This window comes from Pseudogemmobacter blasticus, assembly GCF_003071405.1.
GTDB lineage: Bacteria > Pseudomonadota > Alphaproteobacteria > Rhodobacterales > Rhodobacteraceae > Pseudogemmobacter > Pseudogemmobacter blasticus.
Genome location: NZ_CP020470.1, coordinates 1,999,296 through 2,012,357 on the forward strand (window position 1 = coordinate 1,999,296; position 13,062 = coordinate 2,012,357).

The 13,062-nt window shown below is 67.7% G+C and carries 15 protein-coding genes; 7 read left to right on the top strand and 8 right to left on the bottom strand.

Going from position 1 to position 13,062, the window contains the following annotated elements; all coding sequences use genetic code 11:
* Positions 1-120: 120 nt before the first annotated feature.
* Positions 121-807, bottom strand: a complete 687-nt coding sequence (locus tag B6K69_RS09735) for a response regulator transcription factor (protein ID WP_107672506.1) — start codon at positions 805-807, stop codon at positions 121-123.
* Positions 808-957: 150 nt separating this feature from the next.
* Between B6K69_RS09735 and ribA the strand changes: the two genes are divergently transcribed.
* Positions 958-2,046, top strand: a complete 1,089-nt coding sequence (gene ribA / locus B6K69_RS09740) for a GTP cyclohydrolase II (RefSeq protein ID WP_107672505.1) — start codon at positions 958-960, stop codon at positions 2,044-2,046.
* Positions 2,047-2,061: 15 nt separating this feature from the next.
* Here the strand turns inward: ribA and B6K69_RS09745 are convergent, their stop codons facing one another.
* The 5 genes from B6K69_RS09745 to B6K69_RS09765 all read right to left on the bottom strand — a co-directional run bounded on the left by B6K69_RS09745 (position 2,062) and on the right by B6K69_RS09765 (position 6,155).
* A complete protein-coding gene (locus B6K69_RS09745) occupies positions 2,062-2,553 on the bottom strand; it encodes a hypothetical protein (protein ID WP_108643638.1) in 492 nt (163 codons plus the stop codon).
* Complete coding sequence (locus B6K69_RS09750; protein WP_108643639.1) at positions 2,550-2,864, bottom strand: DMT family transporter; 315 nt, start codon at positions 2,862-2,864, stop codon at positions 2,550-2,552. Before B6K69_RS09750 ends, B6K69_RS09745 begins: the two co-directional genes overlap by 4 nt.
* Positions 2,861-3,820, bottom strand: a complete 960-nt coding sequence (locus B6K69_RS09755; RefSeq protein ID WP_107672502.1) for an acetyl-CoA carboxylase carboxyltransferase subunit alpha — start codon at positions 3,818-3,820, stop codon at positions 2,861-2,863. Before B6K69_RS09755 ends, B6K69_RS09750 begins: the two co-directional genes overlap by 4 nt.
* A gap of 41 nt (positions 3,821-3,861) precedes the next feature.
* Positions 3,862-5,001, bottom strand: coding sequence for an HPP family protein (locus tag B6K69_RS09760; RefSeq protein WP_108643640.1), 1,140 nt, complete (start codon positions 4,999-5,001; stop codon positions 3,862-3,864).
* 194 nt (positions 5,002-5,195) lie between these two features.
* Entirely contained in the window at positions 5,196-6,155 is a 960-nt protein-coding gene (locus tag B6K69_RS09765; protein WP_107672500.1) for an L-malyl-CoA/beta-methylmalyl-CoA lyase, read from the bottom strand.
* Between the two features lie 282 nt (positions 6,156-6,437).
* Here B6K69_RS09765 and dgcN point away from each other — a divergent pair, with 282 nt between their 5' ends.
* The 5 genes from dgcN to B6K69_RS09790 all read left to right on the top strand — a co-directional run bounded on the left by dgcN (position 6,438) and on the right by B6K69_RS09790 (position 10,347).
* Positions 6,438-7,439 carry an N-acetyltransferase DgcN gene (gene dgcN, locus B6K69_RS09770; protein ID WP_108643641.1) on the top strand — a complete coding sequence of 334 codons (1,002 nt, stop codon included), beginning with the start codon at positions 6,438-6,440 and terminating at the stop codon, positions 7,437-7,439.
* A 63-nt stretch (positions 7,440-7,502) separates the two neighbouring features.
* On the top strand, positions 7,503-8,465 hold the full coding sequence (gene dgcA, locus B6K69_RS09775; RefSeq protein WP_108643642.1) for an N-acetyl-D-Glu racemase DgcA: 963 nt from the start codon (positions 7,503-7,505) through the stop codon (positions 8,463-8,465).
* Between the two features lie 3 nt (positions 8,466-8,468).
* Positions 8,469-9,329: a D-amino-acid transaminase gene (locus B6K69_RS09780; RefSeq protein WP_107672497.1), complete on the top strand. Its 861-nt coding sequence runs from the start codon at positions 8,469-8,471 to the stop codon at positions 9,327-9,329.
* Positions 9,330-9,472: 143 nt separating this feature from the next.
* Positions 9,473-10,057: an AzlC family ABC transporter permease gene (locus B6K69_RS18180; protein WP_236939028.1), complete on the top strand. Its 585-nt coding sequence runs from the start codon at positions 9,473-9,475 to the stop codon at positions 10,055-10,057.
* Positions 10,054-10,347: an AzlD domain-containing protein gene (locus B6K69_RS09790; RefSeq protein WP_108643644.1), complete on the top strand. Its 294-nt coding sequence runs from the start codon at positions 10,054-10,056 to the stop codon at positions 10,345-10,347. Before B6K69_RS18180 ends, B6K69_RS09790 begins: the two co-directional genes overlap by 4 nt.
* 9 nt (positions 10,348-10,356) lie before the next feature.
* On the opposite strand, the gene B6K69_RS09795 is transcribed toward B6K69_RS09790, so the two are convergent.
* Together B6K69_RS09795 and B6K69_RS09800 are read right to left on the bottom strand one after the other, a co-directional pair.
* Entirely contained in the window at positions 10,357-10,671 is a 315-nt protein-coding gene (locus tag B6K69_RS09795) for a DUF1244 domain-containing protein (protein WP_108643645.1), read from the bottom strand.
* Positions 10,664-11,398, bottom strand: a complete 735-nt coding sequence (locus B6K69_RS09800; RefSeq protein WP_108643646.1) for an N-formylglutamate amidohydrolase — start codon at positions 11,396-11,398, stop codon at positions 10,664-10,666. The genes B6K69_RS09795 and B6K69_RS09800 overlap by 8 nt, the downstream gene beginning before the upstream one ends.
* Before the next feature lie 191 nt (positions 11,399-11,589).
* Here B6K69_RS09800 and pyk point away from each other — a divergent pair, with 191 nt between their 5' ends.
* Positions 11,590-13,035: a pyruvate kinase gene (gene pyk / locus B6K69_RS09805; RefSeq protein ID WP_107672492.1), complete on the top strand. Its 1,446-nt coding sequence runs from the start codon at positions 11,590-11,592 to the stop codon at positions 13,033-13,035.
* Positions 13,036-13,062 lie beyond the last annotated feature (27 nt).

Sequence of the window (13,062 nt, forward strand, 5' to 3'; positions counted from 1 at the left end):
GGGAGGAGCCGTGTCATTGCCCCGACACGGCAAGGGGAACCTGAACAAGACCCGTCCAGTCTGGCGCAACCCGGTTAACAACAGATGAACCGGGGCAGACAGGCCGGGCCGCCGCCGCGATCAGGCCACCAGCCGGTAGCCGCCGCTTTCGGTGACCAGAAGCCGCGCGTTGGAAGGATCGGGTTCGATCTTCTGGCGCAGGCGGTAGATGTGGGTTTCCAGCGTATGCGTGGTGACACCCGCGTTATAGCCCCAGACCTCGTGCAGCAGCACATCCCGCGCCACCACGCCCGATTGCGCGCGATACAGGAACTTGAGGATGTTGGTTTCCTTCTCGGTCAGCCGGATCTTCTTTTCCTTTTCGTCCAGCAGCATCTTCTGCGCCGGCTTGAAGGTATAGGGCCCAAGCTGGAACACCGCGTCTTCCGACTGTTCATGCGTGCGCAACTGCGACCGGATGCGCGCCAGCAGGACCGGGAACTTGAACGGCTTGGTCACATAGTCATTGGCGCCGCTGTCCAGCCCCAGGATGGTATCGGCATCGGTGTCATGGCCGGTCAGCATCATGATCGGGCATTTCACGCCGACCTTGCGCATCCGGCGGCACAGCTCGCGCCCGTCGGTATCGGGCAGGCCCACGTCAAGGATCACCAGATCGTAGATCGCGGCCTTGGCCTTCTCCATGCCCTCGGCGCCGGTGCGCGCCTCGAACACGTCGAAATCCTCGGTCATCACCAGTTGTTCGGAAAGTGCCTCACGCAGATCGTCATCATCGTCGACCAGCAGGATTTTTCTGAGCGTTGCCATCGGGGGCCTCCGTTCCTTGTGACCCCGATGTGATCCGGTCGTGTTCGCCCCGCAAGAATTGCAACACCCGACTCACGCGGTCGTGTCGGGACTGCGGGGTATGTTTCAATCCTGTCACGCCCCCGCTAGATAAGGGGGCAGGAGAGTGCCATGACCCTTGCCCCCAGCACCATCGAACGGCTGACCCGCGCGCGGGGCGATCTGCGCATGGGCGTGCCCGTGGTGCTGACCGGCGGGGGCGGCGCCGCGCTGGCCGTTGCGGTCGAGGCGCTGACGCCCGACCGTCTGGCCGACCTGCGCCGCCTTGGCAGCCCGGAACTGGCGCTGACCGCGCGGCGGGCCGTCACGCTGAAGACCGCCGCCTATGACGGCGATCTGGTGCGCGTGGCGGTGCCGGCTGCGGCGGGGGTTGACTGGATCGCCGCGCTGGCCGACCCGGCCGATGATCTGCGGGTGCCGATGAAGGGCCCGCTGCGCGCCCTGCGCGACGGCCCCGCCGACCTGCACCGCGCGGCGCTGGCGCTGGCCAAGACGGCGCGGCTGTTGCCCGCCGCGGTGCTGGTGCGCGTGGAACAGGCGCTGGCACTGGCCGCCGAACACGGCCTGACGCTGCTGCGGCTGGACGAGATCGCCCCGGAACTCGCCCGCCTGTCCCCGCTGGACGAGGTGGTTGCCGCCCGCCTGCCCATGGCGGCGGCGGGGGCGGGCCGGGTGCATATCTTCCGTCCCGAAGACGGCGGGGACGAACATTACGCGATCGAGGTGGGCCAGCCCGACCGCGCAAGCCCGGTGCTGGCGCGGCTTCATTCGGCCTGTTTCACCGGCGATGTGCTGGGCAGCCTGAAATGCGACTGCGGCCCGCAACTGCGCGCGGCGCTGGCGCAGATGGGCGAGGAAGGCGCGGGCGTGCTGCTTTACCTGAACCAGGAAGGCCGGGGCATCGGGCTGGCCAACAAGATGCGCGCCTATTCGTTGCAGGATCAGGGCTTCGACACGGTGGAAGCCAATCACCGGCTGGGGTTCGAGGATGACGAGCGCGATTTCCGCATCGGCGCCGAGATCCTGCGCAAGCTGGGCTTTTCCGCCGTGCGCCTGCTGACCAACAATCCGCGCAAGGTGGCCATGCTGGAAACCTGCGGCCTGCAGGTGACAGAACGGGTGCCGCTCAAGGTGGGCCAGACCCCGCAGAACGCCGCCTATCTGGCCACCAAGGCCGCCAAGTCGGGGCATCTGCTTTAGGGCAAGGGCCGGGCCTCAGCTCAGGGGGCAGTCGGTCACGTCCAGATCGACCGCCAGCCGCGCGTCGGGGCCGTAGTCGCGATCTGACACGTTGATGTAAAGGGCGCCCTTGTCGGTGAAGATGTCGGTGTCGGTCAGCGGCATGGTGGTGAAGGCGCGGTCCACCTTCCATCCGGCGAACAGCGCGCAGTCGGTTTCAAACCGCAGCACATAGCCGTTGAACCCCGCCGCATAGAACCGGCCCATCCCCTTGGGATAGGTCAGCTCCACCCGCTGCGGCCCGATTTCAACCGTGACCGGCACCACATCCAGCCCGCCGGTCAGCCCTTCGGGTTCCAGCCCGAATTCGATGCCCTCGCCCACCTCGACCGTGCGGCCGCGCGCCTGAAGAAAGGGGTGCGCGGGGTCGTCCCAGGTCATCACGGTAAAGGTGACAAGGCGGCCTTCCAGCGTTCCCGCCGCCGCGGGCCAGGCCAGCAGGGCGGCCAGGGCCACGGCCCGGATCATGCGAATTTCAGCGAGATGATCCCGGCCAGGATCAGCATAACCCCCGCCACCCGCATCACGTTGACGGGTTCCTGGAACAGGAACACCGCCGCGATGGCCGTGCCGATGGCGCCGATGCCCACCCAGACGGCATAGGCCGTGCCCACCGGCAGGCTTTTCATCGCCAGGCTGAGCAGCCAGAACGACGCCACCGCCATGACCAGCGTGGCCACCGAAGGCCACAGCCGGGTGAACCCGTCAGAATATTTCAGGCCCAGCGCCCAGCCGGTTTCCAGCAGTCCGGCGATGGCGACAATGACCCAGGGGTTCACGCGGCAAGCCCCTTGGACCCCATCTCCAGATACTTGCGGCGGCGGTCGGCCAGCAGCTCGGCCCGCGACTTGCCGGACAGTTCGCCCAGCAGGGATTCGATGGCCTTGCCAACCGCCTCGATCGCGTCTTTCGGCGCGCGCTGCGCACCGCCCACGGGTTCGGGCACGATCTTGTCGATGATGCCCAGCTTGGCCAGATCCTGCGCCGTCAGGCGCAGCGCCTCGGCCGCCTCGCGCATCTTCTCGGCATCTTTCCACAGGATCGAAGCGCAGCCTTCCGGGCTGATCACCGAATAGATCGAATGTTCCAGCATCGCCACCCGGTTCGCCGTGGCAAAGGCCACCGCACCGCCCGAACCGCCTTCGCCGATCACCACCGAAATCAGCGGCACGCCCAGCGACAGGCATTTCTCGGTGGACCGGGCAATCGCCTCGGCCTGACCGCGTTCCTCGGCCCCCTTGCCGGGATAGGCGCCGGGGGTGTCAACCAGCGTGATCACCGGCAGGCGGAAGCGGTCGGCCAGATCCATCAGGCGGATCGCCTTGCGATAGCCTTCGGGCCGCGCCATGCCGAAATTGCGTTCGATCCGGCTTTTGGTGTCGTTGCCCTTTTCATGGCCGATCACCATCACCGGGCGGTCATTGAACCGCGCCAGCCCGCCCATCACCGAATGGTCATCGGCAAAGGCGCGGTCGCCGGCCAGGGTGGTGTATTCGGTGAACAGCCCGTCGATGTAATCCTTGCAATGCGGCCGGTCGGGGTGGCGCGCGACCTGACACTTCTGCCAGGCGGTCAGGTTCTTGTAGAGGTCGCGCAGCGCCGTTTCCGCCTTGCGGTCCAGCGCCTCGGCTTCCTTGCTGACATCCATGCCCGATGTCGTGCGCGCCAGCGCGCGCAACTCTTCGGCCTTGCCTTCGATCTCGGACAGAGGTTTCTCGAAATCGAGATAGTTCATGGTCGCTGCCCCGCTCATTCCGGCCCGTCTTGGCTGGCCCCCTATATGGCCGCACCCGCGCCCAAGTGCAACTCGCCAGCGGGCGGGTGTGGCGGGTTGGCGCCCTGCGGCTGCATCCGGGCCAGCGCGGCGATCAGGTCGGTCCGGGTCAGCAAACCCACGATCCGCCGCCCGTCCAGCACCGGCACCGCGTCGCAGGCGGTTTCCGCCAGCAGCGGCAGCGCGGCCGAGACCGGCGCCCCCGGCGGCAGATGCGGCGGGTTGCGGGTCATCACCGCATCCGCCCGAAGCCGCGGGTCAAATCCGTGGCGGATCAGGTGGATCTGGAACACCACGCCCAGGAATTCATGATCCGGCCCCACCACCGGAACCGAGGTGAAGCCATGGCTGCGGAAGATCGCGGCCAGCCGGTCCAGCGGCGCCTCGGGGCCGACGGTCACCAGATCGCGCGACATCACCTCGTCGCAGCGCAGCCCGTCGGTATGGTGGCGCGCGGCCAGCGTTTCGGCCGCGCCGATCAGCCGCGCCAGATCCTCGACGCCGATGTTCGCGCTTTGCCGGAACTCCAGCAGCAGCGCGGCCAGCTCATCGCGCGACACGCCCAGCCGGTCGGTCGGGGGCGGGTCGCTGGTGCCTTGCGTGTTCATCTCGGCCGGCTGGCGGAACGGATAGCGCCGGCCGGTGGCCCGCGCATAAACAGCCGCCACCGCGATCAAAGCCGCCGTGCCCGCCAGAACCGGCACCAGAACGAAGCCGAATCCCAGCCGGGCAATCAGGTCGGGGCTCAGCGCCACCATCAGCGCCACCGCGCCGCCCGGCGGGTGCAGCGCACGGGCCAGGTGCATGGCCAGCATCGCAAGCCCGGTCGCCAGCACGACGCGCAGCACCGGGTCGTCAATCGTCAGCACCACGGCAACCGCCACCGTTGCCGACAGGCCATTGCCCACGAAGGCCGACCAGGGCTGCGCCAGCGGGCTGTTGGGCAAGGCGATCAGCAGGAAGGCCGTTGCCCCGAAAGGCGCGATCATCGCCACGCCCGCGCCGGGCGGCAGCACGAAGGCCACGGCCAGCAGCGCCAGCGCCATGCCCAGGCCGGCCCGCGCCGCTTCGGGCCAGCCGTGGAACCCCACCGCCGGCCCCAGATGGCGCAGCGCCGATGCCAGCCGTTCCTTGCCTGTCATGCCCTGCGCCCCTGTTCCCGCGAAAAACGGCAACGCCCCGTGGCCGGGCCACGGGGCGTGCGTCCTCCCCTGTGTGCCGCGAGGGGCCTCCTCTCCCCTGGGTCGCGGCTTGGGTTCTTTTCAGATCGCCCGGATTGCGGGCGCCGTTCCGGCAACGCTGCACAAAGGTGCGGCGTTTTGTCAACGATTCCGTATCAGCCGGCCGCGATGATCTCGGCCTGACGGACAACAACCTCGGCCTGCCTCATGCTGGCGATGTCGATCAGCCGGCCCTTGTAGGTGGCGGCGCCCTGCCCGGCGGCCTTGGCGGCCTCCATCGCGGCCAGGATTTCGCGCGCCTCGGTCACCGCCTTTTCGCTGGGGGTAAACACCTCGTTCGCCAGCGCCACCTGCTTGGGGTGGATCGCCCATTTGCCCACCATGCCCAGCGTGGCCGACCGCAGCGCCTGTGCGCGGAAACCTTCGTCATCGCTGAAATCGCCGAAGGGGCCATCCACCGGCAGCACGCCATGGGTGCGGCAGGCGGCAACAATGGCGGCCTGCGCCCAATGCCAGGGGTCCGACCAGTATTTCTGCCCCTCGCGGTGCATGTAGTAGTTTTCCTGCGTGCCGCCGATGCCGGTGGTCTGCATCCCCATGCTGGCGGCGAAATCCGCAGCCCCCAGGCTCATGGCCTGCAAACGGGGGCTGCTGGCAGCAATTTCCTCGACATGGGCGATGCCGGCGGCAGTTTCGATGATCACCTCAAGGCTGATCGGCTTGCTGCGGCCCTTGGCACGTTCCACCGCCGTCACCAGCGCATCCACGGCATAGACATCGGCCGCGCAGCCCACCTTGGGGATCATGATCTGGTCGATGCGGGGCCCGGCCTGTTCCAGCACCTGCACCACGTCCTGATACCAGTAGGGCGTGTCCAGCCCGTTGATGCGGACGGAAAGCGTCTTCTTGCCCCAGTCGATATCATTGATCGCCTGGATGATGTTGGCGCGGGCCTGCGCCTTGTCATCGGGGGCGACCGAATCTTCCAGATCCAGGTTGATCACATCCGCCGCGCTGGCCGCCATCTTCTCGAACAGCGCGGGCCGCGAGCCGGGGCCGAAAAGCTGACAACGGTTCGGGCGGGCGGGGGCGGGCGGCTGGATGCGGAAGCTCATGGTCCCTCGGGTAACGAAGTTTCGTCGTGACGCATGAGGGCGATATAATGTTGCGCCAGCAGCTTCAAGCCTCTTTTTGCGGTCGCAGCAAACCGCGCAGCGGGCAAGAATCGTCGAAGTATCGGTGCAGCTTTGCCGATTCCTTCGGCACCCGCACAATCTGGCGCTGAAATCTTCGCAAGATTCTGCACCGCAGCGGTAGATTCGCGATGTATTTGCAGCCGCCATGCGTCAACATCCCGGGGTCGTCCCATTCCCTGCGTCGTCCTGAAGGAGCCCGCCATGATCGAGACCCCCTATCTTCTGTTCCTGGGCGATGCCCCCGATCAACTGGCCGCCAAGGTGGCGCAGGGCATCAAGGACTGGCGGCCGGAATTCGCCATCGGCCAGTTCAGGATGGAGGGCTGCAAGGCCAATCTGGGCCTGCCCGACATGACGCTGGCCGAAGCCCGGGCTGCCGGCTGCAAGACGCTGGTGATCGGCGTCGCCAACCGGGGCGGCGTCATCAGCCAGGCATGGAAGAAGGTGCTGATCGCCGCGCTGGAGGAAGGGTTCGACCTGGCCTCGGGCCTGCACAACCTGCTGCGCGACGAGGAAGACCTTGCCGCCGTTGCCCGCGCCACCGGGCGGCAGTTGCATGACGTGCGGGTGCCCGAAATCGATTACCCCATCGCCAACGGCAAGAAGCGCAGCGGCAAGCGGATGCTGGCCGTGGGCACCGACTGTTCCATCGGCAAGATGTATACCGCCCTGTGCGTGGATCGCGAAATGCGCGCGCGCGGGCTGAAAAGCAGCTTCCGCGCCACCGGCCAGACCGGCATCCTGATCACCGGCGACGGCGTGCCGCTGGATGCGGTGATCGCCGATTTCATGGCCGGGTCGATCGAATGGCTGACGCCCGACAACGACCCCGACCACTGGGATCTGATCGAGGGTCAGGGATCGCTGTTCCACGTCAGCTATTCCGGGGTGACGCTGGCGCTGGTGCATGGCGGCCAGCCTGACGCGCTGATCATCTGCCACGAACCCACCCGCGAACACATGCGCGGCCTGCCCGACTACAAGCTGCCGACCATCGAACAGGTGCGCGACATGGCGCTTGCGCTGGCGCGCGTGGCCAACCCGGCCTGCGTGGCGGTGGGCTGTTCGATCAACACCGCCGCCCTGTCCGATGCCGAGGCGCTGGCCTGCTGCGCCGAGATCGAGGCGCGCACCGGCCTGCCGACCGTTGACCCGTTCCGCCATGGTGCGGGCCGTCTGGTCGATGCGCTGCTGGCGGTGTAATCCGTCGGCATCCTGCCCTGCGGCGCGGTCGCAGGGCGCCCCTTCCGGCGCCGGAGAAGGCCCATGATCACCGTCACCCCCGAAAGTTTCCGTCTGGCCGAGGTGTTCACCATCTCGCGCGGGTCACGCACCGAGGCGAAGGTTCTGACCGTCACCATCACCCGCAGCGGCCTTACAGGCCGCGGGGAATGTGTGCCCTATGCGCGCTATGGCGAAAGCCTTGACAGCGTGGCCGCCCAGATCGCCGCCCTGCCCGCCGATGTGACGCGCGACGCGCTGCAATCGCTGCTGCCGGCCGGCGCGGCCCGCAACGCGGTGGATTGCGCGCTGTGGGATCTGGAGGCCAAGGCCAGCGGCAAGCGGGTCTGGCAACTGGCCGGGCTGGCCGCGCCGAGGCCACAGATCACCGCCTTCACCCTGTCGCTGGACAGCCCCGAGAAGATGCAGGCGGCGGCGGCACGGAACGCGCATCGCCCGCTTCTGAAGATCAAGCTGGGCACCCCCGACGACATGCCCCGGCTTGAGGCAGTGCGGGCCGGCGCGCCGCAGACGAAGATCATCGTCGATGCCAACGAAGGCTGGACGGCCGAGGTCTATTCCGACCTTGCCCCCCATCTGATCCGGCTGGGTGTGGCGCTGGTGGAACAGCCGCTTCCGGCGGGGCAGGATGACCTGCTGGCCGAAATCGCCCGGCCCCTGCCGGTCTGCGCCGATGAATCCTGCCATGACCGCCACTCGCTGCCCGGCCTGACAGGCAAGTATGACGTGGTGAACATCAAGCTCGACAAGACCGGCGGCCTGACCGAGGCGCTGGCCCTGCGCGATGCCGCGCGGGCGCAGGGCTACGGGCTGATGGTGGGCTGCATGGTCGGCACCTCGCTGGCGATGGCGCCTGCAACGCTGGTTGCGCAAGGCGCGGCCTTTACCGATCTTGACGGCCCCCTGCTTCTGGCAGAAGACCGCCCCAACCCGCTGGCCTATGACGACGCCGGCGTCCACCCGCCCGAATCCGAACTCTGGGGATAAGCCATGGCCCGCACCGTCTATGTGAACGGCGACTACCTGCCCGAAACCGAAGCCCGCGTCTCGATCTTCGACCGTGGCTTCCTGATGGCCGATGGTGTCTATGAGGTGACCAGCGTTCTGGGCGGCAAGCTGATCGACTTTCCCGGCCACCTGGCGCGGTTGCAGCGCAGCCTGGACGAACTGTCGATGAAAAACCCGCTGTCGGCCGACGACTGGCTTGAGGTGCATCGCCAGTTGGTGGCGCGCAATGACGTGGACGAAGGCATGGTCTATCTGCAGGTCACGCGCGGCAACCCCGGCGACCGCGACTTTGCCTTCCCCCCGGAAGACACCCCGCCCACCGTGGTTCTGTTCACCCAGTCCAAATCCGGGCTGGCCGACAATCCGGTGGCCAGGACCGGCATCAAGGTGATCTCGGTCCCCGACATCCGCTGGGGCCGCCGCGACATCAAGACGGTGCAGCTTCTGTATCCGTCGCTGGCCAAGATGGCCGCCAAGAAGGCGCATGTCGATGACGCCTGGTTCGTGGAAGATGGCTTCGTGACCGAAGGCACCTCGAACAACGTCTATATCGTCAAGGGCGGCAAGATCGTCACGCGCAACCTGTCGAACGACATCCTGCACGGCATCACCCGTGCCGCCGTCGTCCGCTTTGCCCGCGAGGCGCAGATGGAAGTGGAAGAGCGCGCCTTCACCATTGCCGAAGCGCAGGCCGCGGATGAGGCGTTCTTCACCTCGGCCTCGGCCTTCGTGCTGCCGGTGGTCGAGGTGGACGGTCAGGCGGTGGGCGCGGGCAAGCCCGGCCCCGTGGCCACCCGTCTGCGCGAAATCTATCTGGACGAAATGCGCAAGGCCGCGGTCTGACGCTGCGCGGCGACCACGCCCCTTCCGGGCTGGCCCCGTTCGGATGGGCCGGCTTCCGGCGCGGCTTCCGCCTTGGAACCGCGCTGTCCTTTGCCATCTTCATCTACGGGCTGGCCTTCGGTCTGGTCGCCGCACAGGTCAGCCTGGGCTGGGGCTGGGCGCTGGCGACCAGTGTCAGCGTGTTCTCCGGGTCTGCCCAGCTTGCCTCGCTCTCGCTGATGCAGACGGGCGAGGCAACGGTCTGGACCCTGGCCGCGACCGTGCTGGTGATCAACGCGCGCTACCTGCTGTTCGGGGCCACGTTGCAGCCCTGGCTGTCGCAGGCCGGGCCGGCGCGGGCCTATGCCAGCCTGCTGTTGCTGGGTGATGCCAACTGGATCGCCACCATGCGCGCCGCCGAAAAGGGCGAACAGGACCGGGCCTATCTTCTGGGCACCGGCGTGCCGCTGATGGCGGCCTGGCTGGCGGGCACGCTGGCGGGGGTGCTGTTCGGCGGCATCCTGCCCGATCCGCACGCCCTTGGCGCCGACCTGATGCTGCCCTGCTTTGCCGCCGCGATGATGGCCGCCATGGTGCGCAGCCGCGCCGCGCTGGTGCCGGTGGCCGTGGGGGCGACCGCTGCGCTGCTGATCTCGCACGTCGCCGGCCCCGGCTGGGGCATCGTGGCGGCCGGTCTTGCGGGCGCCGGCGTCGCCGCGCTGACCGCCCGGCCGGGGGTGGTGAAATGACCCTGTGGACCATGCTGGCCGTGATGGCGGGGGCCGCACTGTTCTGCCGGATGGCGGGCTATGCCGCGATGCGGTTCCTGCCGCCGTCAAACCGGCTGGATGCCGCGCTGCGCGCCACGCCGCTGGCGGTGATGGCGGGCATCACCGCGCAGGCGCTGGCCGCCGGCGGGCTGACCGAGGCGGTGGCGCTGGCCTCTGCCATCGGCCTTACCGTGCTGACCCGGAATGACGTGGGCGCCGCCGTGGGCGGCGTCGGGGTGGCCGCGCTGCTGCGCTGGCTGGGCGTCTAGCGCGGGGGTTTACTCGCGCGGGCCGACATTCTCGGTATAGGCCACCTCGAAGGCGGCCTTCGTCTCGGGGCTGGCCTCGGTCTGGTGCTGCGCCACCCAGTCGGCATAGGGCATCCCATAGACGATTTCGCGCGCTTCCTCTTTCGTCATCGCAATGCCACGGGCCGCCGCCGCCTCCTGATACCAGCGCGACAGGCAGTTGCGGCAGAACCCGCCCAGGTTCATCAGGTCGATGTTCTGCACCTCGGGGCGCTTGACCATCAGGTGATGCACAAGTTCGCGGAAGGCGGCGGCTTCCAGTTCGGTGCGGGTGGCGTCATCCATCGGCATCCTCCAGCGCTGCGGCCAGCACCGGCGCCAGCCGGGCGGCCCATTCCTGCTGCCCTTCGGCAGTGGCGATCAGGTCGTTCCTCACCTCGATCAAGGTATTCAGCCGCCCCGGCACAAGGGCGTGGCGGTCAATCGCATCCCCCGGAAGATGCCCGGAATAGGGTTCGTTGTCGCCGACACAAAGGGCGGGCTGCGCCTGCAACCGCGCGATCAGCGGGCGGGACAGCCGTTCGTCCAGATGCGAATACAGCACCCCCACCTGCCAGGGCCGGGGCGGCCGGCCGTTCAGGCAGCGGGTGAAACTGTGGATCGCCAGGATGACCGTATCCGCCCGCCGCGCCGCAAGCCCGGCATAGGCGGCATGGTAGGGGCGATACAGGCGTTCCAGCCTTTCGTCGATTTCGGCAGGCGTGATGCGCCGGTTCACCGGAACGATGCTGCCATCATAAAGCCGCATCACCAGTGTCGGATCATCCTCGCCCCGGTTCGGGTCGATCACCAGACGCGAGAAGTCGGAACAGATCACGGGGCTGTCCAACAGCCGCCCCAGCGCCCGGGCCACCCCGGCGGCGCCGGGGTCCCAGGCAATATGGCGGGCCATGTCGGCGGGCGGCAGGCCCAGATCGCCCCCCGCCACCCAGTCGGGCACCCGGTTCGAGGCGTGGTCACAGGTCACCAGCCAGCGTCCCGGCCGATCTTCGCCCTCAATCACATGGGACACCGTTCCACCCCGTTTTTCGCGCCGTGGAATCCGCAGTTATGCCAAGGTCATGGTCAGGTAAACCCTTTCGGCCCCGGGCGGCACCAAAGCGTTACGGGAAGGATGTCAAATCCGCGTTGCGGCCTGCGGCACTTTGCGCCATAACCCGCCTCGGCCCACCACGAACACCAATGCAAGCAGGAGGATGGCAGATGCGCCGCCACCGCAACGTGAAGATCGTGGCCACCCTCGGGCCGGCCTCCAACGACTACCCGATGATCCGCGCCCTGTTCGAGGCGGGGGCCGACGTGTTCCGCCTGAACATGAGCCACGGCACCCATGACGACATCCGCGCGCGGCATGTCATCATCCGGCAGGTCGAGAAAGACCTTGGCCGCCCGATCGGCATCCTGGCCGACCTTCAGGGTCCGAAGCTGCGGGTCGGCACCTTTGCGGCCGGGGCGCATGATCTGGAAGACGGCGACCGTTTCCGCCTTGATCTGGACCCGGCGCCCGGTGACGGCCATCGCGTGCAACTGCCCCACCCCGAGATCTTTGCCGCGCTTGAACCCGGCGCCACGCTGCTGGTGAACGATGGCAAGATTCGGCTTTCGGTCAACACCTGTGGTCCCGACTTCGCCGATTGCACCGTGGTCGTCGGCGGCACGATTTCCAACCGCAAGGGCGTGAACGTCCCCGATGTGGTGCTGCCGCTGGCCGCGCTGTCGGTGAAGGACCGCGCCGATCTGGAATTTGCCTGCGAACTGGGCGTGGACTGGCTGGCGCTGTCCTTCGTGCAGCGCCCCGAAGACGTGACCGAGGCCCGCGCCCTGGCCAGGGGCCGCGCCGCGATCCTGTCCAAGATCGAAAAGCCCGCGGCGGTCAAGGCCTATGACGCCATTCTTGCGGTGTCGGACGGCATCATGGTCGCCCGGGGCGACCTTGGGGTGGAACTGCCGGTCCATTCCGTGCCGCCGATCCAGAAGCGCCTGATCCGGGGCGCCCGCGCCGCCGCCAAGCCGGTGATCGTGGCCACGCAGATGCTGGAATCGATGATCGAAAACCCGATGCCGACCCGGGCCGAGGTTTCCGACGTGGCCACCGCCATCTACGAAGGCGCCGATGCGATCATGCTGTCGGCCGAAAGCGCCGCCGGCAAGTTCCCGGTCGAGGCGGTCCGCACCATGGACAACGTGGCCATGTCGGTCGAAAAGGATTCGACCTACCGCTCGATCATCGCGGCCAGCCGCATCGTCAGCCGCACCACGGTGGCCGATGGCATCGTGGCCGCCGCGCGCGAGATTGCCGAATCCACCAATATCAAGGTGATCGCCTGCTTCACCCAGACCGGCACCACGGTCGGGCTGACCGCACGCGAACGCCCGCAGGTGCCGATCATCGCCCTGACGCCGCTGGTGGAAACCGCCCGCCGCATTGCCCTGACCTGGGGCGCGCATTGCGTGATCGTGCCCGAACAGGAACGTTTCAAGGGCGCCGTGCTTTCGGCGGTGCAGGCCGCGCTGCGGGACGGGTTCGCCAAGGAAAACGATTTCATCGTTGTCACCGCGGGCGTGCCCTTCAACGTGCAGGGCACCACCAACATCCTGCGCGTCGCTCCCTGCGACGAACGGTTGATTTCGAAGGTTGACCCCGGCTAACCTTGGGTCAACCGCCCTCTGCCATCG